The 24,628-nt window shown below is 45.8% G+C and carries 22 protein-coding genes; 10 read left to right on the forward strand and 12 right to left on the reverse strand.

From position 1 onward, the window contains the following. Positions 1 to 196 precede the first annotated feature (196 nt). Together AC5ELV_RS03560 and AC5ELV_RS03565 are read right to left on the reverse strand one after the other, a co-directional pair. The gene (locus AC5ELV_RS03560; protein ID WP_493429147.1) at positions 197 to 1,264 is read right to left on the reverse strand and encodes an S-methyl thiohydantoin desulfurase family protein; all 1,068 of its coding nucleotides are present in this window, start codon (positions 1,262 to 1,264) and stop codon (positions 197 to 199) included. Between the two features lie 10 nt (positions 1,265 to 1,274). Further along, entirely contained in the window at positions 1,275 to 2,882 is a 1,608-nt protein-coding gene (locus tag AC5ELV_RS03565) for an OPT/YSL family transporter (protein ID WP_493429148.1), read from the reverse strand. A 306-nt stretch (positions 2,883 to 3,188) separates the two neighbouring features. On the opposite strand from AC5ELV_RS03565, the gene AC5ELV_RS03570 reads away from it, so the two are divergent. The 7 genes from AC5ELV_RS03570 to AC5ELV_RS03600 all read left to right on the forward strand — a co-directional run bounded on the left by AC5ELV_RS03570 (position 3,189) and on the right by AC5ELV_RS03600 (position 9,786). Next, positions 3,189 to 3,890 (forward strand): response regulator transcription factor, encoded by a 702-nt coding sequence (locus AC5ELV_RS03570; RefSeq protein ID WP_493429149.1) that lies wholly within the window; start codon positions 3,189 to 3,191, stop codon positions 3,888 to 3,890. After that, positions 3,887 to 5,248 (forward strand): sensor histidine kinase, encoded by a 1,362-nt coding sequence (locus tag AC5ELV_RS03575; protein WP_493429150.1) that lies wholly within the window; start codon positions 3,887 to 3,889, stop codon positions 5,246 to 5,248. Before AC5ELV_RS03570 ends, AC5ELV_RS03575 begins: the two co-directional genes overlap by 4 nt. Before the next feature lie 22 nt (positions 5,249 to 5,270). Next, positions 5,271 to 5,864 carry a PepSY domain-containing protein gene (locus tag AC5ELV_RS03580; protein ID WP_493429151.1) on the forward strand — a complete coding sequence of 198 codons (594 nt, stop codon included), beginning with the start codon at positions 5,271 to 5,273 and terminating at the stop codon, positions 5,862 to 5,864. 119 nt (positions 5,865 to 5,983) lie between these two features. After that, on the forward strand, positions 5,984 to 6,535 hold the full coding sequence (locus AC5ELV_RS03585) for a PepSY domain-containing protein (RefSeq protein ID WP_493429152.1): 552 nt from the start codon (positions 5,984 to 5,986) through the stop codon (positions 6,533 to 6,535). A gap of 204 nt (positions 6,536 to 6,739) precedes the next feature. Beyond that, a complete protein-coding gene (locus AC5ELV_RS03590) occupies positions 6,740 to 7,750 on the forward strand; it encodes a phosphotransferase (RefSeq protein ID WP_493429153.1) in 1,011 nt (336 codons plus the stop codon). Positions 7,751 to 7,768: 18 nt separating this feature from the next. Then, positions 7,769 to 8,665, forward strand: a complete 897-nt coding sequence (locus tag AC5ELV_RS03595) for a phosphotransferase (RefSeq protein ID WP_493429154.1) — start codon at positions 7,769 to 7,771, stop codon at positions 8,663 to 8,665. Positions 8,666 to 8,907: 242 nt separating this feature from the next. Beyond that, entirely contained in the window at positions 8,908 to 9,786 is an 879-nt protein-coding gene (locus AC5ELV_RS03600; RefSeq protein ID WP_493429155.1) for an arylamine N-acetyltransferase family protein, read from the forward strand. 38 nt (positions 9,787 to 9,824) lie between these two features. Here AC5ELV_RS03600 and AC5ELV_RS03605 read toward each other — a convergent pair whose 3' ends face one another. Beyond that, a complete protein-coding gene (locus AC5ELV_RS03605; protein ID WP_493429156.1) occupies positions 9,825 to 10,847 on the reverse strand; it encodes a protoglobin domain-containing protein in 1,023 nt (340 codons plus the stop codon). Positions 10,848 to 11,139: 292 nt separating this feature from the next. After that, positions 11,140 to 13,035 carry a PrkA family serine protein kinase gene (locus AC5ELV_RS03610; protein ID WP_493429157.1) on the reverse strand — a complete coding sequence of 632 codons (1,896 nt, stop codon included), beginning with the start codon at positions 13,033 to 13,035 and terminating at the stop codon, positions 11,140 to 11,142. Positions 13,036 to 13,317: 282 nt separating this feature from the next. Here AC5ELV_RS03610 and AC5ELV_RS03615 point away from each other — a divergent pair, with 282 nt between their 5' ends. Then, a complete protein-coding gene (locus AC5ELV_RS03615) occupies positions 13,318 to 14,151 on the forward strand; it encodes a DUF2161 domain-containing phosphodiesterase (RefSeq protein ID WP_493429158.1) in 834 nt (277 codons plus the stop codon). Between the two features lie 18 nt (positions 14,152 to 14,169). Here the strand turns inward: AC5ELV_RS03615 and AC5ELV_RS03620 are convergent, their stop codons facing one another. Next, positions 14,170 to 15,423: an aminotransferase-like domain-containing protein gene (locus tag AC5ELV_RS03620; RefSeq protein WP_029516518.1), complete on the reverse strand. Its 1,254-nt coding sequence runs from the start codon at positions 15,421 to 15,423 to the stop codon at positions 14,170 to 14,172. 50 nt (positions 15,424 to 15,473) lie between these two features. After that, on the reverse strand, positions 15,474 to 16,130 hold the full coding sequence (locus AC5ELV_RS03625; RefSeq protein ID WP_013309442.1) for a response regulator transcription factor: 657 nt from the start codon (positions 16,128 to 16,130) through the stop codon (positions 15,474 to 15,476). Positions 16,131 to 16,405: 275 nt separating this feature from the next. On the opposite strand from AC5ELV_RS03625, the gene AC5ELV_RS03630 reads away from it, so the two are divergent. Further along, complete coding sequence (locus AC5ELV_RS03630; RefSeq protein WP_493429159.1) at positions 16,406 to 16,813, forward strand: hypothetical protein; 408 nt, start codon at positions 16,406 to 16,408, stop codon at positions 16,811 to 16,813. Further along, positions 16,810 to 17,877 carry a phosphodiester glycosidase family protein gene (locus tag AC5ELV_RS03635; protein ID WP_493429160.1) on the forward strand — a complete coding sequence of 356 codons (1,068 nt, stop codon included), beginning with the start codon at positions 16,810 to 16,812 and terminating at the stop codon, positions 17,875 to 17,877. Before AC5ELV_RS03630 ends, AC5ELV_RS03635 begins: the two co-directional genes overlap by 4 nt. Before the next feature lie 98 nt (positions 17,878 to 17,975). Here AC5ELV_RS03635 and AC5ELV_RS03640 read toward each other — a convergent pair whose 3' ends face one another. The 6 genes from AC5ELV_RS03640 to AC5ELV_RS03665 form a co-directional block, all read right to left on the reverse strand. Beyond that, complete coding sequence (locus AC5ELV_RS03640) at positions 17,976 to 18,224, reverse strand: AbrB/MazE/SpoVT family DNA-binding domain-containing protein (RefSeq protein ID WP_013309439.1); 249 nt, start codon at positions 18,222 to 18,224, stop codon at positions 17,976 to 17,978. A 376-nt stretch (positions 18,225 to 18,600) separates the two neighbouring features. Beyond that, positions 18,601 to 19,065 carry a tRNA (uridine(34)/cytosine(34)/5-carboxymethylaminomethyluridine(34)-2'-O)-methyltransferase TrmL gene (gene trmL, locus AC5ELV_RS03645; protein WP_023987805.1) on the reverse strand — a complete coding sequence of 155 codons (465 nt, stop codon included), beginning with the start codon at positions 19,063 to 19,065 and terminating at the stop codon, positions 18,601 to 18,603. Positions 19,066 to 19,304: 239 nt separating this feature from the next. Further along, entirely contained in the window at positions 19,305 to 20,396 is a 1,092-nt protein-coding gene (serC, locus tag AC5ELV_RS03650) for a 3-phosphoserine/phosphohydroxythreonine transaminase (RefSeq protein WP_493429161.1), read from the reverse strand. Positions 20,397 to 20,663: 267 nt separating this feature from the next. Further along, positions 20,664 to 22,088: a type I glutamate--ammonia ligase gene (gene glnA, locus AC5ELV_RS03655; RefSeq protein WP_023987803.1), complete on the reverse strand. Its 1,425-nt coding sequence runs from the start codon at positions 22,086 to 22,088 to the stop codon at positions 20,664 to 20,666. 271 nt (positions 22,089 to 22,359) lie between these two features. Further along, complete coding sequence (aroF, locus tag AC5ELV_RS03660; RefSeq protein ID WP_023987802.1) at positions 22,360 to 23,397, reverse strand: 3-deoxy-7-phosphoheptulonate synthase; 1,038 nt, start codon at positions 23,395 to 23,397, stop codon at positions 22,360 to 22,362. 263 nt (positions 23,398 to 23,660) lie between these two features. Next, positions 23,661 to 24,617 carry a 4-hydroxy-3-methylbut-2-enyl diphosphate reductase gene (locus AC5ELV_RS03665; protein WP_013309434.1) on the reverse strand — a complete coding sequence of 319 codons (957 nt, stop codon included), beginning with the start codon at positions 24,615 to 24,617 and terminating at the stop codon, positions 23,661 to 23,663. Positions 24,618 to 24,628 lie beyond the last annotated feature (11 nt).

Raw genomic sequence — 24,628 nt, forward strand, 5'->3', positions numbered from 1 at the left:
TCAATTGTAAATCTCACGGCAGTGGCAATATCAATCTCATGACTCGCTCCAATCACTCTTTTAACCGTTACTTCAAATATTCTCGTATCCAGTAAAAAGCTGTTTTACTCGCTCTCCGTTCACTTAGGCGCTATCCAGTGCTTCGAATACAGTCAATGTTTCTTGAAGTGCCATGGTTGCGTTCCTCACGCTCATTTCATAAATAGGACAGTATGGGTTTATGGATAATTTCCTCAATCGGCTGCAACAATTTGCTGTTAAACATAGTCGTACTCAACAGGAGCTGTTCCTTACGTACTGCAATGATTGCCAGGCGTTGCCCTTGGGCTACAGCAGCTGTGATAACAGGTCTTCCTGTGTCCATATCCAATGTCATGATCAGGTCTGGAAATGTTGCTAACCGTTCACCATCAAGCTCCAGGGACATGTATTCATTCCAAAAAGTCATTTCGTAGGTTCGACCGCTATCCGCTATACGAACCACCCCGGCGTCAAACCCTCCTGATGTTTCGAGCCGGCATTCCGTGACCTCACCTGCAGCGATGACCTTGCCGCCCAGTTCCGTAGTCACAGCAGCAATTGCAGCTTCGCCCTGATGTGCCAGCATCGCTTCTCCGACAGCGATTGCCCGGGAAATGGCTCCCGGGGCGCCATTGGCTCTCGCATAAGCAGCTGTCACCGGATTCCGCGCGACCGCTACTAATCCTCCAGCTTCCACCGAGACTTTACGAACCAACGAAGCTGCATGATCTAAAGATCCTGTAATGCCTACTTCCATATAGCGCTCTCCGCGCCCACCTACCGCAGCCTGATGGCTGACGTAATTCGGTAGCTCAGTCAAGTTCATTGAACCCATCGTTCCTGTGGGATGCGCACGACCATTACATGCAAAATCCACAACCGGAATACCGGTCAAGGCCGACTGAAACCAGCCATTAATGGTTGTTTCACCACCATTTTCATTCGTGTGCAAAGCCCGGATACCCTTTCCTGTCATGGAAGACACCATTTCCAGCGCTTTTACATAATGAACGGGCTTTACATATTTATCTGGCGCAGCCGGGGCACCAACGACAGCCACAGTGACAAAGAGATCGTCGTCTGCAAAGCTGTCTATAGGAACTAGTAGTGGCTGTCCTGCTTCCAAGGCCAGCTTTCCGATCCGCAGCCCTTCTTCAACCCAGCCTCCGCCTCCACCACCCAAGACAGCACCGCCATAAACGGCATATTCAACAATTCTTTCATCCAGTTTCAAAGCGTCCATCTGCATCATCTCACTTTTTTAGTTTAAATACCGAGTTAAAGAAGTTGTAGAGTGCATCTCCTGCGATAAAACCAGCAGCCAGAATCGTCATGGAAGCCACGGCCTCCTGTTTTGCAAAACGAGTTACGAGAAAACGGATCGCTATGCCGACCAGCACGGCCCAGCATGCGTTTGCGGTCGCAATCAGCAGCCCCGTTGCGAACATGACGCCCAATTGGCGCTTAGAGCCACCGATGAGCTGGAGAATCGCTCCGGGAATCGCCCATAGCAAAAGCTGATTTGCGACACCCGGTGTTGCCCCGGCCTGAATTGTGGACACATACACCTTATCAATCGGCGGAACCAGATTTTGTGCAAAATAACTCGGGTAAGCCAGTGCCACAGTCACCAGTGCAACTGCAAAAGCAATCAGAGCCGTTATATACTGCTGCTTTCTTCCTTCCCTTTCCAGCTCTTTATCTTTGCCATTGCCGCGCAGGATATAGCCTGTTTTCAAATCGAAGCCCATATCAGCAAAAGCAGGACCAGTAGCTGCGCTAAATCCAGCTAGCAATGCCAGTGCCACAGGTGGAAAACCGATCATCATTCCGCCAAGCAAGGTAATAAAAGCGACCGCAAAGGCAGGAAACCAACCGGAATGCATAGCCGCAATGCCGACGATAATTTCATGCACAAACGCGGCAAAGGCCGCAAATACAATAAAGCCGATCAACATGCCTACCGACATGTGCGTAACCAATCCACCGATAATGGCAATCAGCAGCGAAATGACCAGATAAGCAATAAACCCGAGTCCAAGCGTACGACGGGCCTCTGCAATCGGGCGGGTGTATTCTGCATCCGAAGCTTTTTCCGAACGTGTAGTGGTGTCTCCCTTTTTCTTGCCGGACACTCCGAACACGAGTATAGCAGCCTGAACTAACGCCACAATGCCCGCCCCAATCATCACGCCATGAGCAATATAGAGCGCATTAACGTCAATCTGGAACAGTGGCATGGAATACTGGCGAATCAGTAGACCGACCCCAAACATACCGAGCGCCCAGATATTGCCGATAAACGCAACCCCAAACGCAGACATTGGAATACTTAGATAGGAGCCTACTACCCCGATGAGTGCCCCAATCCCTAGCAAACCGGCACGTTTACCGCCTTTATCTCCAGCTTTAATGGATTCTGCCGTTGCAACACCCGGTGCCCAGGTGCCCGAGGCAGGAAACAGCTTGGAATCAAAAATTTTATAAAGTATTGTTGCATCTGCAAACATAGCTAACGCCGCTCCCAGCAGCATCGGTACAATCAAATCAGGCGTACCCATGAGATAAGGGATTCCAATTGGAATGAGCAGGCTGTTAGCCGCCCCGAAAGTAGCAGAGGAGATCGCAGTTTGTACCAAATTTTGACGATGAACGGATTTATAGCGCAAAAACCAGTTGATTGGAATACGTGCAATCAGCATCGCGACTAACGCTCCAATGATGGCCGTATTCGGGGTCACCCCCAGGCTGGTAACGATCTGCATCCCGATAATCGCTCCCAGAATGCTCGTAGCCACAATCAGAATAAATGCAAAAGGCTCAAATGTTTTCGGATGACGTTTTTCTTGTTCGTTTTCCATATGACCCTCCTGTGACTAGAAATGATGTATTTCGCTTCTGGTGAATAGTTTTAACTTATGTTACTGCAACTTTCCTTACATAGACAATGTTCGTCCTGACCAAAACAAAGGCATGTTTGTTGTGCATAAAGGATAAAAAAATAAAAACATAACGCTATCATTACATTTTATTCCTTTTTAATGTTAAGGAATATGACGCAGTATAAATATCTCTTCCCTCACTGCCCTGCGCTTTGAAGTGTCTTACCTGTCCGTATATGCTAAAATACTTCCGTATCGGCTATTCGCCTACAGGAGGGCATGATCATGAAACAATCTATTTTGATCGTAGAAGACGAAGAGAAGATTGCCCGTCTTCTAGAGATCGAGCTTCAATTTGAAGGCTATCAAGTATGTAAAGAAAAAAACGGAATTGATGGGCTGGAGACGTATTGCAAAGGCAATTGGGATCTAGTATTGCTGGATATTATGATTCCCGGTCTCAATGGCATCGAGCTGCTTCGGAGAATTCGTAAGCATGATGCAAACGTCCCTGTCATTTTGTTGACGGCTAAAAGTTCCATTGCAGATAAGGTCGAGGGACTCGATTTGGGAGCCAATGACTATGTTACCAAACCGTTTGTGATCGAAGAGCTGCTTGCACGTGTACGGGCCGCGCTTAGAGTGGGTGCAACGAAAGACATGGCTCCACAAGTGGTAGATCAATGGCTTAGTGCCGGGGATTTACGTCTCCATGAAGGTACTCGTGAAGTTCTTCGAGGAGAGCATAACATTGGGCTTACACCGCGAGAGTTTGACTTGCTCGTTCATTTACTCAGACACCAGCGGCAGGTACTTAGCCGTGAACAATTGCTAGAGAATGTATGGGGCATAGATTATATGGGCGATACCAATGTGGTCGATGTGTATATTCGCTACGTGCGCAATAAAATCAACCCTACGCGCCAGCTCCCTGAGCTGATCCATACTGTACGAGGAATTGGTTACGTTCTGAAGGAATCCTTATGAAGCTACAAAACAAAATCCATACGTACACCTCGTTATTATTCGCGGTCTTACTTGTAGCCATTAATTTTTCGATCTATTTCCTATTCAGCCAACTTTCGATAGACAGTCGAAAAGACCAGGTAGAGGCTGCAGCAGAGAACATAGTTCGTGGGATTCAACGTGCTCCGGTATCCGTAGCCGCTGAGGATCTTCTCCGAGCCTATGTACCGCTGGATGGCATGCTTCGGCTGATGAAACCAGAAGGCGACTTTCTTCCCCCTATCACCTCTTCTTCCGAGCAATCTCTTAGCTTGATGAAGGGCGTTTTTGATGAAACACGGCAGGTTCGCATGATTACCTATGAAAGCAAGCATTACATTCTTGTATCGCTCCCCATGATTTGGACCAATGGCGAGGTTGTCAATCTCCAGGTGACCGAAAGTCTGCAACCAACGATGCAGACGCTACAGGTACTCAGAATCGTACTTGTTGCTGTCACTGGAATTGCGCTCATTCCTGTCGTGGTATCGGGAAGGCTGCTCGGCAGACTGATCACACGTCCAATTACATCTATGATTAGCACGATGAAAGAAATTCAGCGCAGCGGAAAATTTAAACGTCTTCCGCTCAATTCAACATCACGTGACGAACTGGTCGAAATGGGTGAAACATTTAATGACATGATTGAACTGCTGGAGCGGAATTTCGTCAGGCAAGAACAATTTGTATCTAATGCGTCCCATGAATTGAAGACACCGCTCACCATTATTGAAAGTTATGCCAGCCTGCTCAAACGGCGGGGGTTGCAGCATCCCAACATTTTCGCCGAATCCGTTGAAGCGATCCATTCCGAGGCGATCCGAATGAAGGACATGGCAGAGCAGCTTCTTCTGTTGGCCAGAAACGAAGAACAATGGAACGTCGTGCTGGAGCCTGTACGCCTGACCAGAATAGCGACAGAATTAAAAGCTACATTCGAAAATGCCTTCGCCCGACAAATTCAACTGGATGTACAGGCAGACTGCATTGGCTATACCGATGAAAATAAGCTAAAGCAGCTCCTATTTATCTTTTTGGATAATGCACGCAAATACAGTGACGAGCCGATACACCTGATGATTGATACCGTGGACGGTACAACTCAACCCTGCATAAGAATCACAGATCAAGGAATTGGAATCCCGGAAGAAAAGTTATCTAAAGTATTCGACCGCTTCTATCGTGTGGATGAAGCCAGAAGCCGCGAGGAAGGTGGGGCTGGGCTAGGCTTATCATTGGCTACAGGAATTGCACAAGCTATACATGCTCAAATTGGACTAGAAAGTGTAGAAGGAAGCGGAACAACGGCAACGATCATCCTTCCTACCGTTCCAAAATAATAAGCCAAAGGAGGGAATAACGATGAAAGCCATCTATGTGTGGATGATTGGAGGTACGCTGGGGGCTGTATTGATCACAATTTGTCTTTTACAGTGGCCTTGGGCACGTTCGTTAGCAGCTTCTCCATTGGAAGAAAAGGCCGTCATCCAATCCATTTTGCATCAGTATCCCGGCGAGGTGCTCGAATCTCAACGCTCGGGTGATTTTTATCTGATCAAGCTGGAACACGCTAAAGGCAAGTACGACATAAAGGCCAATGCCTATAACGGTGCCATCGAATCCATTAAGCGGACACAGGCTTATACAGATGCGAAGCAGGAGCCCCAGGACCACAAGCCCGGTACCTCACCAACCAGAGACACATCGAATCCAGCTAATAAACCTGACCCGGTTTCTCTCGTCATTACAGAGAAGGAGGCAGCCGAGCTTGCTGCCCAAGCAGTTAACGGAACATCCGATGATATTGAGCTTCACCGCAACGACAAAAGCCTCTATTATCTGGTTGAGGTTGAGGTAAAAGACGGGCGCGAAGCAGTGGTGCAGGTCAATGCAGTATCGGGCTCTATCGACTCTATAACTTGGGAAAAAGAAAAACAGGAGCACAACGAATCATGACGACTTGATGATCATCTCAGCTCATGTTTTCTCATGGTTTTCTCATGATTCTATTATGTTCCTCTCATGTTCAAGAGATAAACTGTATTCATGCTTATAGCACAAGGAGGAATGATGTAATGAAAAAAAACTATACATTAGGAATTATGGCAGCCACGGTTCTGCTTGGAGTTACGGTTACGGGTGTCTCAGCGAATGCCGTATGGGCCGCTAAACCTACGGGTCTTATTGGAGCGACCGCCGCTGCCAACATTGCCAAGAAAGCTGTGGGGAATAATGCACAAGTTGAAGATGTCGAACTGGAGCGCAAGAACGGAAAAGTCTACTATGAGGTGGATCTCCAACAAGGGGATAAAGATTGGGATATAGATGTTGATGCTTATACTGGGAAAACCATCCGTTCCCATTCTGAGGTTGATCATGACTCGAATGACGAGTCCTCCCTCAACAAGCCAAATCACACCCTCCTGACTGAAAAGCAGGCTGGACAAATTGCGCTTAAGCACGTGCCCGGGAGCACCCTTTTGTCTTCTAAATTGGATAAGGAAGATGGAAAATTCATCTACGAGGTAAAGGTACTCACCAACGAAGGAACCGTTGAGCTTGAAATCCATGCATCATCTGGCGCAATCGTGGATACAGACGAAGATGATGATGACAACGAATATTAATCACCCAGGTCATAATCAGGGTAACTAAATGTAGAGCTAATTAAAACGGAGCAGCGAACTTTCGCTGCTCCGTTTTTTTGACCAATGTGACAGGAAAAGAACGAAGATGGCTCCATAAAACTGCACCTATTATACCCTCATGAATAGACTGATAACTAACAGAGGATTACCCTTTTCTTCAATCCAAAGTCAAGTGAGGTTCTTATGGCGAAATCCTATACAAAAGCACAGATTCGCAAAATCACCCGTCGTTTCGGCCTGATCCCGTTGAAATCAAGCTTAGTCTCATCATTATACCGAAAAAATGCAGTGATCCAGGTGAAAACGAAAAAAGGAACTTATGCATTAAAACCCTTTAGTCGTACAAAGATGGTCCGTTCAAATACGATTCAACAAATGGAACGAGTTGCCAGCCATATCAGGCTTTTGAAAAAGAGAAAGTATACCTACATGCCCGCATGGCTCCCCACTCATTCCGGCAAGTTATGGACTCTACATCAAGGAACGCCATTTTATGTAAGTCAGTGGATCAAAGGACGGGGACTGGAGACCGCTGAAGATTTCGAAAAACTGGGAGTGGCCCTTGCCACACTTCACGCCACCTCTACCGGCTTGCATCGGATGGATAAAGGAAAGTCCCCTCCGACCATTCAACAATTGCGGGTATGGAAAAACCAGGATCGTCTTTTTCAAAGAAAAATGACAAAAACCAGTCGCCATGATAAAACGTACCGCAACTGGTACAATGCTCACGGCGAAGACTGCAAACGTTTATCCAGGCGAGCATGGAAGGATTTGCAGGACGCATCCATTATAAGGCTGCTTCGGATGGAACAACGGCATCCCTCCTTGATACACAGTGATATCACTACCCCGAATGTCATTATTTCGGATAACGGTCATCTCAAAATCATTGATTGGGATCGGGTTAAGATCGGCTCAGTCTATGCTGATTTGGCAAAGGCCCTTATGAATACGACTCAATTCAACCCTGAATTTGTGCAATCCTTGCTGAAGGGATACCAAAAACGAAAACCACTCAGCCGTACTGAACGGAAGATTGTTACAGCTTTATATAAACTACCACGAGAAGCCTGGCATGCTTCCCGACACCCGAATCGTTCAAGAGATCGCGAAATCCTGGACAATTGGGATCAGTCGTGGCCTCTTCGATTACAAATCATCCATATTTTGCAGGAGTGGGCTCATGTATAAAAGAAAGTGAGGAGCAAAATGTCGATTTTATCGAGCGTTGAGCAAATGTACGGAATCAAAATTCAGCGTAGCCGCCAAATGAAGGACATTCACAAGATTGAAACCGCTAATACAACTTATTGCTTAAAGCCCTACAAATTCCCCGAAGAAGAGATTCGTTTTATTACACGTGTCTTGTCCTACCTGGATGAGCGCGGGTTTACACGTAGCCAAAAGGTCTATCCAACCGTACAGCAAACAGCCTACATGACCTATGAAGGTGTTTCGTATACACTAACTAATTGGGTTCATGGACCCAGACCGGAATTTACAAAAAGAATAGACTTCAAAAAGGGGATTTCTACTTTAGCCAAATTCCACACCAGTGCCGTAGGCTTTCCTGTCACGGAAGCGCCGCCTGCCAGAATCCGTTATGAAGGCTTGAGCGATGAAATAGCTGGATACAAAAAACGCCTCATTCCATACAGAGGCACAGCACATCTCGTAGCTCTTTGTGAAGAAGTGTCCCATCGCCTACAGCAGCCCAAAGTTAGAGAAGCAATCGCTCAGGAGCAAAAAGCCGCCGTATTTATACACGGCGACTATAATTATCCCAATCTGATTAAAGACAAACAGCTCAAAATCCATTTGATCGACTTTGAAAATTGCTCCCTACATGTAAGGATGAAGGATCTCTCCCATCTTCTTCATCGGAATTGTCTTTGGAATGGGACTAAGATGCTGCGCGCGATAGATTACTATCAACGATATCGTCCATTGAGCACCCATGATTTGCATCTGCTTCACGCACTATTAATCTCTCCCTATCATGTGGTCCGCAATATCAGAATAGGCGGCTTCCGTTCTGCCAAGCGAGTCATTCCGTCGTTCATGCATTTGAACAAATACCGACGTGAACTTAGATCACTATTATAATCTGTCGCTTGGAACTAAACAAAAAAACAGACCCGAAGAAACGGTCTGTTTTTTTGTGTTCTGACAACAACTACAGGAAAAACGCATGCCGCTAAAGCCAATCGACTTGCTAACTGTACCGGTACAACCAAAAATTTATAGCATTGTAAACAGCACTCCCCCCTTCTACAATGATGCTAAGACTCAATGCTCAATGGTTTCAAGAAGAGAATTTGGGAAACTAACAATAGAGGTGATTGTACATGTACACCATGACAAAAGAAGAAATAAAAGCTTATTTAAACAGAATCGGAATTTCCGAAATTCAGCCTCCTACCCTTTCCTATTTAGTTGAGCTGCATAAGGCTCATGTAAAACATCTTTCATGGCAAACATTGGATATTTTTGCAAGGAAGCCGGCAGCCATTGGTTTTCAAGAATCCGTTCAACTCATTCTACATGGGAGAAGTGGCTATTGTTTTCATCTGAATGGTGCCTTTAGTGCACTACTATATTCACTAGGGTACAAAGTTTCTCTGCATCGTGCCGGGGTACAACCTCTGGGAGCTGAACCACGCATTAATTCATTTCATCTTGGACTAACAGTGAACTTGCTAAATGAGCATCATGAAGATGAAGTATGGATTGTTGATGTCGGGCTGGGCGATATGCCATATGAGCCTCTTCCACTCCGTATGGGGACTTATGAACAAACCCCTCTTCATTATAAAGTTATGGAATCCGGGGTTGTTACAAAAGGTTGGCGCTTAGAGCATGACTCGCTTGCTTCATTTGTTGGCGTTGATTTTGCCCCTACGGTTGTTCAGGACTTAGAAGAATTTATGCCGAAACATCATTTCTATAGCCGCTCAGCGGAATCTCCATGGTTTAACCTGTTTCTAATTCGGCAAAGGCAAGCATTAGAAGCGAATGAACTCAGAGGATGTATTTGGAAAAAACGCGGGCTAAACGGTTTGGAAAAAATAGAGCTGGATAAGAAGTCGCAGTGGCTGGAAGTGTTGGCAGATGTATTTGGCGAGCCGCTCGTTAACTACAGTCACCAGGAACGGGACGAGTTATGGAAAAGAGTACTTGCGGCTCATTTGGAATGGAAAAAATCTTCGACTGAGGCGCTACAATAGAGAGTCTTCCAAAGTAGGAATACCATTCAAGCTACATCTCATACCTCCATCATTTCCGAGGAATGCTGCAACATTTCCAATTCTTTCACCATGTTTTCGATCAGCTTTGTGAACGAAGCCAATTCCTCTGAGCTCGAAGCCTGTTGCCGGGCACTGGCTGTTGTAGCAGCTGTTTCGGATTGCACACTGTCAAGCATACGGGCAATATCCAGTACCTTGCGCTGAATTTGCTCCTGTGCTTGCTTCGAATTAGATGCAAGCTTTCGCACCTCCTGAGCCACAATTTGAAACCCGCGTCCTGATTCCTGTGCATGGGCTGCCTCAATCGCCGCATTTAGTCCCAGCAGATGAGTCTGATCGGACAGTTCCCGGATTGTACCGCTCATCTGCTCAATATGCTTAATCTCGTCACTCAAATGCTGTACCAATTCCTCTGTATGTTCCTGCGAAGAAGCAGTGTTGCAGGCACTCTCCGCGATATTATCCGTATTTTCTCTAAGCTCTGCAATCATCCCGGTCAAATTTTGCGCAATTCGGGACACAACGGTCAGCACCTGCGTTTGTTCGTCGGCCAGCTCGTTGATTTGTTCCTTTTCCTTTTCCTGATAAGCTTCCAGTACAAGCTGGGAATCCAGGTTGAACATTTTGGAAAGAGCATGCACAATAGAATACCAATCCTCTATCCCCGAACGCTTTAAAATGTCCACTGCAATATCAAGATAAGCAATGTACGTGCCCAAATAATAATCGGAAGACAATCCGATTCGGGAATGCACCTGCCCCACAAAAAGACGGTGTTCGATAAACTGATCATCTATTTTCCCATCTGCGAGAGAAAGCCAGTATTCACGTTGTGTTTGTTTTAGTCGTTCAATATTCGACCATTTGGAAATAATCGACATGAGATGCGGAACCTTTTCTACATGCTCATAAAACCGATCGACCACCTCATTCACAATAGATTGAAATAGTCCCTGATAATGATGCAATAAAGCCAAATCATCATCAGTAATACCAATATATTGTATCTGTTTTAATCTATTCTCCGCGACATGAATCATAAGTTCCTCCAAATAATAGTTTACATAGATTTTACATTACCATATTTATCGGCAACTTTTTAGATAATGTTAAAAAAGTAGAAGATTGATTATGATTTTTTTTATAGAAATTTCAGAAAAATATATAAACACAACTGACTACTGATACAAAAAAAGAATCCGGCAGCACCTGAAATCCCCTGTGCTTACCGAATTCCCTCTAAAACACGTTGATCGGATACCTCACAACCGTGTGGCACCATCCAGATCAACCCATGGTTTCACCATACTGTACTTGTTTATTATTTTCGTCTTACCGATTCAGGAGGCTACCTACATACCTCAGCAGATCGTTGGCGCTGGCTCCTGTGTAGCCATGCTCCTCAATCAGTCGCTTAATCACCTCATTCATCCGTTTGAGCTGATTAGCGTCAGGCGTTTTGGTCGAAGTCGTAATCTTCACAATATCCTTCAAATCGGCGAACAGCTTCTTCTCAATGGCTTCTCTTAGCCGATCATGATGATGATACTCAAACTTCCGTCCCTTGCGAGAATACGCGGAAATACGGATTAATATTTCTTCACGGAACGCTTTTTTTGCATTTTCCGACACCCCGATTTGCTCCTCAATGGAGCGCATGAGCCGCTCATCCGGGTCGAGTTCCTCATCTGTGAGCGGATCGCGAATTTTCGCCCAATTGCAAAAAGCTTCGATGTTATCCAAGTAGTTGTCAAACAGCGTCTTGGCTGATTCCTCGAAAGAGTACACAAAGGCCTTCTGCACTTCTTTTTTCGCCAACTCGTCATACTCCTTACGAGCCACGGAAATGAAATTCAGATAGCGCTCCCGTTCTTCCTTTGTGATGGAGGCATGTTGATCCAGACCATCCTTAATCGCTCGTAAAATGTCCAGGGCATTGATGGATTCCACATTTTGCTTAATCAATGCACTGGAAATACGATTAATGACGTACCGCGGATCTACCCCGGACATCCCTTCCTCCAGGAACTCACTTTGCATTTCTTTCAGATCGGCTTCCTTGTATCCTTCGACCTCTTCACCGTCATACATGCGCATCTTTTTGACCAGATCCATTCCCTGTTTCTTCGTCTCCTTCAAGCGGGTAAGCACGGAGAAAATGGCAGCCGTTCGCAGCGCATGAGGCGCAATGTGGATATGTCTCATATCACTTTGTTCAATGAGCTTGGCGTAAATCTTTTCTTCCTCAGATACTTTCAGGTTATAAGGAATCGGCATTACAATCATCCGTGATTGCAACGCCTCGTTCTTTTTGTTTGCAATAAAGCTTTTATACTCGGATTCATTGGTGTGAGCCACGATCAGTTCATCTGCACTGATGAGCGCAAACCGCCCAGCCTTGAAATTTCCCTCTTGGGTTAGAGAAAGCAAATTCCACAAAAACTTCTCATCGCATTTCAGCATTTCCTGAAACTCCATCAGTCCACGATTCGCTTTGTTCAATTCTCCGTCAAACCGATACGCACGCGGGTCGGATTCCGAACCATACTCCGTAATCGTGGAAAAGTCGATGCTGCCCGTCAAATCAGCAATATCCTGTGACTTCGGATCAGAAGGACTGAACGTACCAATACCAATCCGGTTTTCTTCCGATATAAACACCCGCTCCACGCGGACCTTTTCAATATCACCATCAAATTCCGTGCGCAATCTCATCTGGCAGGATGGGCAGAGATTACCTTCAATCCGTACACCCAACTCCTTTTCAAAATCGGGACGCAGCTCATGGGGAATCAGATGAAGCGGGTCCTCGTGCATGGGGCAGCCTTCAATCGCGTATACGGCTCCCTGATCCGTTCTCGAAAATTTCTCCAGACCACGTTTTAGCAACGTGACTAGTGTCGATTTCCCCCCACTGACGGGTCCCATCAAAAGAAGGATACGCTTGCGCACATCGAGCCGCCTGGCTGAGGAATGGAAATATTCCTCCACCAACTTTTCCAGCGCTCGATCTAGTCCAAAGATCTCCTGCTCAAAAAATTTGTATCGCTTATGTCCCCCAACCTCTTCTACACCAAAAGATTCAATCATCTTGTAAACCCGTGCATGAGCTGTCATCGCCGGCGTCGGGTCTTTCTTGAGTATCTCAATATACTCTCTAAAAGTGCCGCTCCAGGCCAGACGGTTGTTTTCCGCCCGGTACTCCGCAACGCGTTCAAAAATATTCATGCTCGGTTCCTCCCATGACTGCGTAATGACTATCCTCCACTCCTGATGATTATGGCTACACGTCACGCCTTTCAGGATATGATGCAATCCCCTTAAAAAAAAGTGTAATACATACCTATGCAGATTGATTTCAGAATTGACCTTTTTTTTGTGACAGGACTCTCTGCTTTTTCGAAAAAACCAAGGGATACACTGTGCTAAAATATACAACAACGATGCGGACCTGACGCATTATGGTACAATATAAGCTCGGAATAATGGGATAAAGGAGCGGGAGAAGTCATGGCGGTTCGGCATGAGACGGAGCTGTACGCTCCGGTGAAAGCCTTTTTTGAGAACTTGGGATATGAAGTCAAAGGCGAGGTGCGCAACTGCGATTTGGTGGGTATCAAGCCAGGGCAACAGACACCACTGATTGTGGAGATCAAAAAGACGTTTAACCTGGCGCTTGTGCTGCAAGGCATGCAGCGTTTGAAACTAAGCAGCAATGTATATGTAGCTGTAGAACGGAATCGTGCCAAAAAAGGGGCCGTGAATCAGCGCTGGAACGAGCTGGTCGGACTGTGCCGCCAGTTGGGACTTGGCTTGCTCACCGTCACCCATTTTAAAACGAAGCCGCCGCTCGTTGAGGTACTGTGTAAGCCTGCGGCGCCTAGCGACAATGTCCACAATGCAGCAACGGTACGCCCCGGCTCGCGCAAGGAAAAGCTGCTGCGGGAATTTCACGCACGCAGCGGTGACCACAATATCGGCGGCAGCACTCGGCGCAAGCTGGTCACTGCCTATCGGGAAAAAGCGCTGCGCGTAGCCGCAGCCTTGCAAAGCTTGGAGGAAGCCGCTCCGGCGCAGCTCGCCCGCATAGCAGCCGTCAGCACAGCTGCTGCCGTACTTCAGCACAACTATTACGGCTGGTTTGAGCGCGTATCCCGCGGCCGCTATCGACTGACTCCGTTTGGCGAAGCTGCCCTGACCGAGTATGCAGCAGTGCTGCAAGAGCATGGCATTAAAACGGCCACTGGAATGGCCACAGAGCTTGACGAGGACAGTGGACAGCGGCAGATTGCGGAAGCGCCAATCACTTACTCCATCGTTGCTGCGGAATCGGAGGATGACTGACATGGGGCGATGGTTTTGTTAGCTCCGCGCAGTAAATTCACTAATCGTCTCACCGATCAGATTCATGCCCATAAGCAATTGCTCACGGCCTGGATGGCTAAAATTGAGGCGGATATGGGACGCGCCTTCACTGCCAACCGCACATAGCGCACCTGGCATAAAGGCTACGCCTTTGGGTAACGCCGCCTTTAGCAGCAATGCGCTGTCCAGCCCATCGGGCAACTGCACCCATACATACATGCCACCGGACGGAATATGATACGTCACGTCTTTCCAAAACGGACGCTTGAGCAACTCCAAGATTAATTGAAGTCGAGTCGAATATTCCTTATTCAGCATCGCTAAGTGCTCGTGCCATTGAAAACGCGAGCTGGTCAACAATTGGAACAGCAGCCGTTGGTTCATCGTACTGGATTGCATATCAGCCAGCTGCTTCAAGGCGTACATCCCTTCAATTAGCGGCGCAGGACCAGCAGCCCAACCCGTTCTCAGCGCCGGAGCAACTGTTTTATTGAACGAACCGATATAGAGCACTTGACCGCCCTGACCCGCATGATCCAGCGCAAATAGTGAGGGGTAAGTCTCTGCAAATTTTCGACTCTGACCATGCGGACTCTTGTCATGGGACTCATTTTTTTGCTTCAAATGCAATTCACCATAAGAATCATCCTCAACTACTAGTACCTCATGATGCCTGCACAGGTCCAAAATTTCCTGCCGCCTAGCCGCGCTCCACAAGGAGCCCGTCGGGTTCGTAAACGTTGGCGTGGCAAAAAAAAGCTTGGGTCGATAACGGATCATTAAAGCTTCAAGCTTATCAGGAATGACACCTTCCCCATCTGATTCTACAGGAACGATCTGCGCACCCTGCATAGATAGCACTTGTAAACATCCAGGAGATGTAGGGTTTTCGACCAATACCGGATCACGCTCATCTACCATCAGCCTTATAATCAGGTCAATGGCCTGTTGACTACCTGTCGTGAGAAGGATTTGACCTGGTGGTACTCTTACTCCTTTACGCTGTTCCCACTCACCCGCAAGCCATGCCCGCAAAGGGAAATAGCCCTCCGGTTCACCATACTGGAGGGCATCAGGGCCGGAGCCAAACACATCATGGGCCGCTTCTTCCAGCAACTTCACCGGAAACAGCTCTTGTGCAGGTAATTCTTCAGCCAGAGATATAAAGGAGTGTCTTCTCGCATTTTCCCGGATATGACGCACTGGAGAAGCCAACATCGCAGCCGTTCGTGAAGCAAAGGAATATTGCATGAACATCCTCCTTCTCCTTAAAAATAGGTCATGATCTCCGGGCTGACGCATCAGGCATATAGCTGCTTCCTCTGACGCGCATATAAGGCATAACGTTCAATCGCCTGCGCCCGGCTGGACACGCCTAATTTTGCATAAATTTTACGTAGATAATTATCAATGGAGCGTCGGCTAACTTCGATCTCGATAGCAATTTTGTCATATGTAATTCCTTGTACGATACGTTCCATTATAAACACTTCGGTTTGTGTCAATTCGTCAAAAGGCTCGGATGCCATTAACGGCATAAAGGGCCAGTTTCCATACCGAATCCAATCCATCGGTAAAGAAGCAAATCCTTCGCGTAAACCGTTGATCAGATGGATTAACTGGCTCGGTGATGCCTGTTTGGATAACATTCCATTTGCGCCGAGCGAAATTAGCTGCTGAAACAACGTAATATTATCCTCATCCGTCATAATAACAATATGGCTGTCCGGAGACAAGGCCCGCATTTGTGTCAAAAATGGTTCTGCCGTTCCCTCAGGCAACCTGTAGTCCATTAAAATGATTTCCGGTCGAATGGAGCAAGCCAGCTCCAAGCCTTCCGTTCCGGAGGAAGACATCCCTCTGACAAGCAAATCCTGCTGGTCTTCCAAAATAAGCTTTGTTCCCAGCATACTTGTAGGATGGATATCTATGATGACCACCTGCCATACTTTTCTCATATCTAAACCTCCTGATTTTACAAAAAAATACATAATTAGTAGCGAAAATAATCCTAAAATTGGTGACTGCATATGTAGAAATTGCGCGAATGTGAACGTATAGGAAGCGAAAAACGTTTAAGGAAATTGTATCCTAGGACTTCCTTCCGATGCAATCTCTTTTTCCAATATTTTTATATGACTATTTCACTTTTGCGAAATAAATAGGCCCATGATAGAATTGGTACTGCAAATAATGACTGGAAATTTGACTTTACACGGGAGTTGAAAATCGTATGCAAGCTTCACCTGAACGCCCTCCTGCCGAAGCTCGGCGGAGCAATTCAAGAAAGGGGTTACCCGTAAAGGCTTTTCTGCTATTTTGGTTCATTTTTATTATACTAGGTGCTCTCGCAACCTATCTGTATAGCAATCACTTGAAGCAGCAAATGCTAAACGAGATGCAAACCCATACAGACCAACAGATTCAAGCACTCAAATCTGACTATGAAAAGCAACTGACTGCTCTTTCCAAGGAAGTTAGCGGATTGCAAGGCAAAGTCCAGTCCTTCAATGAACTACTGACCTTTACGAAGGATAATGCAAACAATAAGACCGATAACAGCAATAAACTGTATACCCAATTAAACGAAGTTAAGCAGCAACTCAATACACTCCAGAAAAAAATGGACTTGCTAAAATGAATGTAGACGCAAAACAAGTGAACCGGTTCTTTATGTTGGCCCTTGCTCCTTTTATCGGTTTGTTAGGGTGTATTTTGTTAGTGCATCCCTCATTGAGCTTTCCTGGGTCTACTTCTTCAAGTCTGCAAAAAGCTGAAGTCACTCTACAAACGCAATCAGTAGGCAAGCAGCTTGATGAAGCCAAGCAAACGGCAACGTACACCTTATCTACAATTCGCCGGACTTCTGAGTTATATAAGCAAACGACCCAAACGATGAATCAGCTTGTCGTGACTGCCTCTACGCAGTCCAAGCGGCCCGCGGTCATCTATGATCGACGCATCACCGCCAAATTGGGGGTTCCCTATGAACGGGTAGATAGCAACCGGATTACCATTGAATTGTTTAAGGTAAACCCGGGAATTTATCATGGCTACGCTATGAAGGTCAAACTTAAAGATCCTACTGCTATGAAAATGTCTTTGGGAAGTGACAAATTGGGTGGCTCTGAAACCACCATGCGTGCAGTCTTGAGGCATGGAGCTATTGCAGGCATCAATGCAGGCGGCTTTGCGGATGGAGACGGCAAACGCTATCCGTTAAGCACTACTGTCTTGAACGGCCACTACCTTACTGGCTTTCAGTCCAGTTTTAAGGATTTATCCTTCGTCGGACTAAGTAACGATGGCAAGCTTATCGGTGGCAAATTCTACAGTCAAGGTGCTCTTGACAGCTTAAGGCCTGCCTTCGGGGCTACCTTCGTTCCCGTCCTGCTGCAAAGGGGACAAAAAATGCCTATTCCTGAAAAATGGAAAGTCTCCCCCAAGCGGGCTCCACGTACGGTCATTGGCAACTATAAAGATGATCAGTTGCTCATTATTGTCGTAGACGGCTACAATGAAAGCGGGGGTTCGGGCGCGACGCTCGAAGAACTGCAAGGGAAAATGTACAATCTAGGTGTTCAAGATGCCTATAATTTGGACGGAGGCGGTTCATCGTCACTTATACTTAATGGTCGAATCGTAAACAAACCGTCCGATGGTAATTTGCGTCCAGTCCCTACTCATTTTTTGTTCTATAAATAGCTACCTGTAGTCTACTACTAAATTAAATATGCTAGCCGACGTACGGGCCTATCCGAAAAAAAGCATCACGAACGAATGTCGTGATGCTTTTGCCTCATTTAGGAGGAATACTGTGTCATTTCTGTCAGGCATTGAGCACAAATATAACGGTCTTTGAAATCGTTCACTTGTTCTACTGACCCGCAGAATACACATTTTGGACGGTAACGCTCCAAAATAATGTGGTCACCCTGAACCAAAATTTCGACAGGATCTCCCTCATTCATTTGATATCTTTTACGCAGTGACTTAGGCAAAACTATTCTCCCCAGCTGATCAACTTTACGTACCACACCGGCAGGTTTCATCGTGATCGTACACCTCTCCTATTGAGTAATAACTTACAAATTTCTTACCATGCGAAAAACTAGGTACAAAGACACTATTCTTTATGTAGTATTCGCTGTCTTTTTGTCGAATCCTGCTGATCACAGGAAATTTTATTACATTTTTTCATAAAATCATGAACCATATCAAAGTATGGTACAGAATGTCTATAATATTTTTATCGACCGGAAAGCCAATTATCATTAGCCCTCACTGAGAAATTTCGCAAATTTTCGACCATACAAGCTTTATTTAAGCTCCACTGTCATGTACCTTTGAGCAACAAAGGTGAAACTTTTATTAGCAACTAAGGTCCTGGTTCTTTATTCGCATTTATACTTGTTCACTCAATGCTCTTTATGATAAATCCGGAAAATCCATTTGTCTCAGCGCTTCATATACAATAATCGCAGCGGAATTCGACAAGTTTAGAGATCTTACTTTATCAGACATAGGCATCTTGATACATGTATCTGGATTAGCAGCTAACAGCTCAGGTGGCAAACCTTTCGTTTCTTTACCAAACACCAAGAAGTCTCCATCCTGAAATGCAATATCACTATACCGCTGATTTGCTTTGGTCGTCGCATAAAAAAAGCGGCCTTCCTGATATTTCTCCTGCACTTCAGCAAAAGACTCGTGATATTCAATGTGGACAGCATACCAATAATCAAGTCCGGCCCGTTTTAACGTGGCATCGTCGGTACGGAAGCCTAGTGGCTTCACCAAATGCAGATGTGTTCCGGTTGCAGCGCACGTTCTGGCAATATTCCCTGTGTTAGCCGGGATTTCCGGCTCGACAAGCACAATATGTAATGGCATCACGTTTCGTTCCTTTCATCATTAAATTCATCAGACAAATAACCTACAGTTTAACCAAAGTGTATACACTGAAAACATACACATTCTTTTATTTTAACAAAATCAGACAGATATGAACATCAAACGACAAAAATTTCAACCTACACCACTAAAAGCCTTCCCCTATACACATTCAGGGAAGGCTCTACATGTACTTTTTCGAATTCAAATATCGTGTATCGAAATATATATCCGCGTAATCAACTGTTACGTTGCTTGAATCCGTCCATAAACTCGGCTAATGCTTGACAGTTCTCCAATGGAACAGCATTGTAGATCGAGGCGCGAAGCCCTCCTACACTGCGATGTCCCTTCAGTCCGATGAACCCGGCCTGTTCGGATTCCTTAATAAATTGTTTTTCCAGATCCTCATTCGCGAGGCGGAAGGTTACATTCATAATAGAGCGATCAGCGTTGTCCACACAACCACGATAGAAGCCTTCGCTACTGTCAATACGGTCGTATAGTAAAGCAGCCTTCTGCTGGTTCACACGCTCAATACCTTCCAAACCGCCTTCTTCCTGAATCCATTTCAGCACTTCATTCACCATGTATATGGCAAAGGATGGGGGAGTATTGTAGAGAGAGTTATTTTTTTCATATGTGCTATAACGCAACATCGTAGGAATATTGTCCGGTGAGGAAGTCAGCAATTCTTCACGGGCAATCACGACCGTCACACCAGAAGGTCCCAGATTTTTTTGTGCGCCAGCATAAATCAATCCAAATTGAGTAACATCAAAAGGCTTGCAAAAAATATCACTGGACATGTCCACAATCAAGGGTACGGAGCCCGTATCCGGGAATTGCTTAAATTGTGTACCTTCAATCGTTTCGTTGGACGTCATATGCACATAAGCAGTATTCTCAGGCAAGTCCAAGGAATCCACATTCGGAAGTCGCATGTACTTCTCATCAGCGGAGGAAGCGGCAATATGAGCCTTGCCCAGCAACTTAGCTTCTTTATATGCCTTGTCCGACCAGCTACCTGTCATTACATAGCTCCCAGTCTGTCCTTCGCGCAAGAAATTTAAAGGCAGCATTGCAAACTGCGTACTTGCGCCCCCTTGTAGGAATAACACCTTGTAGCCTTGTGGATTGCCCAGCAGAGATAACAGGCGTTCCTGTGCCTCATTATGAACAGATTCATACACAGCTCCACGGTGAGACATTTCCATGATCGACATCCCTGTTCCCTGGAAATCTACGAATTCAGCTTGTACACGTTCCAGTACTTTGAGCGGCAATGCCGCTGGTCCCGCATTAAAATTGTAGGCTCTCTTACTCAACAATTTCCCATCCCTTCTCTACTCTGGTGTGGATATTATCGCTATGATAGCAGTATTCATAAATGCGTTCAAGACTTGTATAAAAATGTTTTCAATTTCATTTATGATGTGACAAAGTTGTGAATGTTAACATATTTAACATCTTTATTCTGTAATTTTCATTTTAATATTAAAAGGTCTCCGGCATAAGACCGGAGACCTTTCTTGAATAACAACTGTTACGCCCGTAAGCTAATACTCGTTATTCAAAGCAGCTATGCTATCAATTGATTAGCAGTCAAAATACAGGCTGTATTCGTGTGGATGAACACGGATGTTCACCGATTTAGCTTCAGAACGTTTGAACTCTACATAGTTATCAATGAAGTCCTTCGTAAATACGCCGCCTTCAGTCAAGAATTCGTAGTCAGCTTCCAGAGCATCCAGAGCCTCATCCAATGAACCAGGTACACTACGGATTTTACCTTTTTCAGCGTCAGACAGCTCGTAGATGTTGGTGTCAAGTGGACCATAGCCCAATTCGATTGGGTTCAATTTACGCTTGATACCATCCAGACCCGCCATCAGCATCGCTGAGAAGGCAAGGTAAGGGTTAGCAGTGGAGTCCGGTGTACGGAACTCGATCCGACAGCCTTTTGGAGTAACAGCCGCTACTGGAATACGTACAGCCGCAGAACGGTTACCTTTGGAGAATACCAGATTAACTGGTGCTTCGTAGCCAGGAACGAGACGTTTGAACGAGTTTGTGCTTGGATTTGTCAAAGCGATCAACGCAGGTGCATGGTACAGAATACCACCAATGTAATGAAGAGCCATTTCGCTCAGATTAGCATAAGCACCTTTTTCGTAGAACAAAGGAGTGTCGCCATCGAAAATGGATTGGTGAACGTGCATACCGCTTCCGTTGTCTCCGAAGATTGGTTTCGGCATGAATGTTGCCACTTTACCATATTGACGAGCTGTGTTGTGTACAATGTATTTATAAACGAGCAGGTTATCTGCTGTTTTCTTGAGTGTATCAAAACGGAAGTTGATTTCCGCTTGGCCTGCTGTAGCCACTTCATGGTGATGGCGCTCAATTCTCAGACCTGCTTCTTCAAGCAAACGGCACATTTCACTACGGATATCTTGTTGGGTGTCTACTGGCGCTACAGGTACATAACCGCCCTTCACTCCCACTTTAAAGCCCAGGTTGCCGCCTTCTTCCTTACGGTTCGTGTTCCAAGCTGCTTCCTCGGAATCTACGAAGAAGGAGGAGCTATTCATGCCGCTTTCGTAGCGAACATCATCAAAGATGAAAAACTCGGACTCAGGTGCAAAAAATGCTGCTGTGCCCACTCCTGCGGATTGCAGAAATGCCTCAGCTTTTTTTGCGATGCCGCGAGGATCGCGGTCGTATTTTTCGCCATCTGGCGTAGCAATGTCACACAGAATATTCAGTGTAGGATGCTGAGTGAAAGGGTCGATAAAAACCGCTTCTGGATCGGGCAGCATAACCATGTCGGACTCCTCGATGCCACGATAGCCGGGAATGGAAGAACCGTCGAAAGCAACACCGTTAACAAATGTTTCTGCATCTACTTCGGAAGCTGGCAATGAAATATGGTGAGCACGACCAGACAAATCTACAAAACGAAAATCTACCCACTCAATATTATTTTCCTGAATTGTTTTCAATACGTTTTCAACGGACATGTCTTCTTCCTCCCAATTTTTCCGAACATTAAGTCTTATACAACCCTGAAATGTTCATGATCGAATGTTTTTTTCTGTCGTCATTATAAATCTCAAACATGACACGGGTCAATAGCTATGTAAGGTATTTTTTAAACTAATGTTAGATATGCTTACGCCCTTGATAACATTTGGATAGCACAAAAAGCCCGAAACATCGGGCTTTTAGGCAATTTAAATCTCACTACTGCGTTGCAGCAAAACTTTTATGCATTAATGTTAAACATTGGTTTTAGGCAATGGTACTAGGCGTGTGAAATGTTTTCCCCACAGCAGGAGCCAATATTTCCAAATCTTTCAGCAAATCTGAAAATTGATCTGGGAACAGGGATTGCACACCATCGCCCGTCATTGAGTTGTCGGGATCTGTATGCATTTCAATAATTAGTCCGTCCGCTCCGGCAGCGACCGAAGCCTTCGTCATAGGAACAACCAATTCACGTCTACCCGTGCCATGGCTAGGATCAGAAATAACTGGCAAATGGCTCAATTGTTGCAACACAGGGATCGCAGACAAATCGAGTGTATTTCTGGTGTAGGTTTCAAATGTGCGGATACCGCGCTCACACAGCATAACATTCGGATTGCCACCTGCCAGGATGTACTCGGCAGCATTCAAAAACTCGTCATAAGTCGAGCTAAAACCGCGTTTGAGCAACACTGGCTTGCCGCAAGTTCCCAACTTGCGCAGCAGATCAAAGTTTTGCATATTACGTGTACCTACTTGCAGGATATCGGCATATTCCGCACAAATGTCTACGTATTCAGGTGTCATGACCTCTGTGATGGTCAGGAGGTCGTGCTTTTGGCCGGCCTCAGCCATCATAATCAAACCTTCTACACCAGTTCCCTGGAAGCTGTAAGGCCCTGTACGTGGCTTAAAAGCACCTCCACGGAGAACTTGCGCACCTGCTGCTTTGACCAATCCGGCAATTTCATCTATCTGTGCAGCAGACTCAACGGCACATGGTCCACCCATAATGACAAGCTCGCCCCCGCCGATATTTACACCTTTAATGGAGATAACCGTGTTTTCCGGATGAAAATCACGGCTGGCCAATTTGTAGGACTTCGATATTTTAACCACATTTTCTACGCCTTTCATTTGACGCAGATGTTCAGCCAGCTTGGGCTCTACGCTACCGATCAGTCCGATAATCGTGCGATCCGATCCCCTTGATACATGAGCCTGCAATCCTTCTTTCTCAATAACTTCAACAATAGCTTGAATATGCTCTTCAGGTGTTTGAACACCAGCGATAACGATCATTTTTTTCTTCCTCTCTATGAAACATATTTTATTAACCAATAATAGATTGATATTATGACACTTAGACGCTTGTTCGCTTTTAAGCTTTTATTCGTTAAAGCAAATATACCTGTTTTAGCTATACTCGTCAAGGTTTAATTATCCCGAATTATTCAATATTTTAACTTAGGGAAGCTAACCGGGTAATATCTATAAATTAAAACAATTTGAAAAACCGCTATCCGGATGTTTATATCCGAATAACGGCTGTAATCAATCACATACTATTTCGTCGTTTTTGACTTCTCTCGTACAGGAGGCAGCAGTTTTTTCATATCTATGGTTCGCTGAATCTCCCAAGTATCCGGGTTAGCTGCATCATACTGCTCCAAATACGTAATAACCTCTTTGGTAATCAGTGTCGGTGTGGAAGCCCCTGAAGTCACAGCCACTTTGGCTACGCCCTCAAGCCACTCCCTCTTCAGTTCGGTTACATCAGAAATACGATAAGCTGTTGTACCGGCAATTTCCTCCGACACCTGAGCCAGTCGGTTTGAATTGTTACTGCGCGGATCACCGACAACGATCACCAGATCCGCCTGTCCAGCCTGCTCAGCTACCGCTTCCTGACGTACCTGCGTCGCCAAACAGATTTCATTGTGTATCTCAGCACCCGGGAACTTCTCCAGTAGCTTCTTCATAATGTGCTTAATGTCCCATTGACTCATGGTCGTCTGATTCGTGATAAGGATTTTGCCAGCTGGCAACGTAAGACTGTCGATCTCTTCTTCCTTTTCAATCAGATGAACATGATCAGGAGCAATACCGATAGCTCCCTCCGGCTCTGGATGATTCTTTTTGCCAATATAAACAATCTGATAGCCTTCGGCAGACTTCTCCCGAATCAGATCATGCGTTTTTGTGACGTCAGGGCAAGTCGCGTCCACCGTAGTCAGCCCCTTGTCTCGTGCCAGCTTGCGAACCTCAGGTGATACGCCATGGGCAGTGAAGATAACAGTGCCGCTCTCTACCTGGCTTAAAATCTCCATACGGTTCGGGCCGTCCAGTGTAATAATCCCTTCGTCTTCAAAGGAATTGGTGACATGACTGTTATGCACAATCATGCCCAATATATAAATAGGCCGGGGTAAGTCCAGATTTCTGGCTGCCTGACGAGCCAATACCATGGCATCGACTACGCCGTAGCAGTAACCCCGGGGCGAAATTCTGAGTACTTCCAAAATGAGCCCCC

Source organism: Paenibacillus sp. NMA1017 (assembly GCF_058895805.1).

Excerpts from the sequence above, each read along its gene's own strand:
- AC5ELV_RS03560 (WP_493429147.1), bottom strand. The coding sequence starts at position 1,264 with ATGGACGCTTTGAAACTGGATGAAAGAATTGTTGAATATGCCGTTTAT.
- AC5ELV_RS03565 (WP_493429148.1), bottom strand. The coding sequence starts at position 2,882 with ATGGAAAACGAACAAGAAAAACGTCATCCGAAAACATTTGAGCCTTTT.
- AC5ELV_RS03570 (WP_493429149.1), top strand. The coding sequence starts at position 3,189 with ATGAAACAATCTATTTTGATCGTAGAAGACGAAGAGAAGATTGCCCGT.
- AC5ELV_RS03575 (WP_493429150.1), top strand. The coding sequence starts at position 3,887 with ATGAAGCTACAAAACAAAATCCATACGTACACCTCGTTATTATTCGCG.
- AC5ELV_RS03580 (WP_493429151.1), top strand. The coding sequence starts at position 5,271 with ATGAAAGCCATCTATGTGTGGATGATTGGAGGTACGCTGGGGGCTGTA.
- AC5ELV_RS03585 (WP_493429152.1), top strand. The coding sequence starts at position 5,984 with ATGAAAAAAAACTATACATTAGGAATTATGGCAGCCACGGTTCTGCTT.
- AC5ELV_RS03590 (WP_493429153.1), top strand. The coding sequence starts at position 6,740 with ATGGCGAAATCCTATACAAAAGCACAGATTCGCAAAATCACCCGTCGT.
- AC5ELV_RS03595 (WP_493429154.1), top strand. The coding sequence starts at position 7,769 with ATGTCGATTTTATCGAGCGTTGAGCAAATGTACGGAATCAAAATTCAG.
- AC5ELV_RS03600 (WP_493429155.1), top strand. The coding sequence starts at position 8,908 with ATGTACACCATGACAAAAGAAGAAATAAAAGCTTATTTAAACAGAATC.
- AC5ELV_RS03605 (WP_493429156.1), bottom strand. The coding sequence starts at position 10,847 with ATGATTCATGTCGCGGAGAATAGATTAAAACAGATACAATATATTGGT.
- AC5ELV_RS03610 (WP_493429157.1), bottom strand. The coding sequence starts at position 13,035 with ATGAATATTTTTGAACGCGTTGCGGAGTACCGGGCGGAAAACAACCGT.
- AC5ELV_RS03615 (WP_493429158.1), top strand. The coding sequence starts at position 13,318 with ATGGCGGTTCGGCATGAGACGGAGCTGTACGCTCCGGTGAAAGCCTTT.
- AC5ELV_RS03620 (WP_029516518.1), bottom strand. The coding sequence starts at position 15,423 with ATGCAATATTCCTTTGCTTCACGAACGGCTGCGATGTTGGCTTCTCCA.
- AC5ELV_RS03625 (WP_013309442.1), bottom strand. The coding sequence starts at position 16,130 with ATGAGAAAAGTATGGCAGGTGGTCATCATAGATATCCATCCTACAAGT.
- AC5ELV_RS03630 (WP_493429159.1), top strand. The coding sequence starts at position 16,406 with ATGCAAGCTTCACCTGAACGCCCTCCTGCCGAAGCTCGGCGGAGCAAT.
- AC5ELV_RS03635 (WP_493429160.1), top strand. The coding sequence starts at position 16,810 with ATGAATGTAGACGCAAAACAAGTGAACCGGTTCTTTATGTTGGCCCTT.
- AC5ELV_RS03640 (WP_013309439.1), bottom strand. The coding sequence starts at position 18,224 with ATGAAACCTGCCGGTGTGGTACGTAAAGTTGATCAGCTGGGGAGAATA.
- trmL (WP_023987805.1), bottom strand. The coding sequence starts at position 19,065 with ATGCCATTACATATTGTGCTTGTCGAGCCGGAAATCCCGGCTAACACA.
- glnA (WP_023987803.1), bottom strand. The coding sequence starts at position 22,088 with ATGTCCGTTGAAAACGTATTGAAAACAATTCAGGAAAATAATATTGAG.
- aroF (WP_023987802.1), bottom strand. The coding sequence starts at position 23,397 with ATGATCGTTATCGCTGGTGTTCAAACACCTGAAGAGCATATTCAAGCT.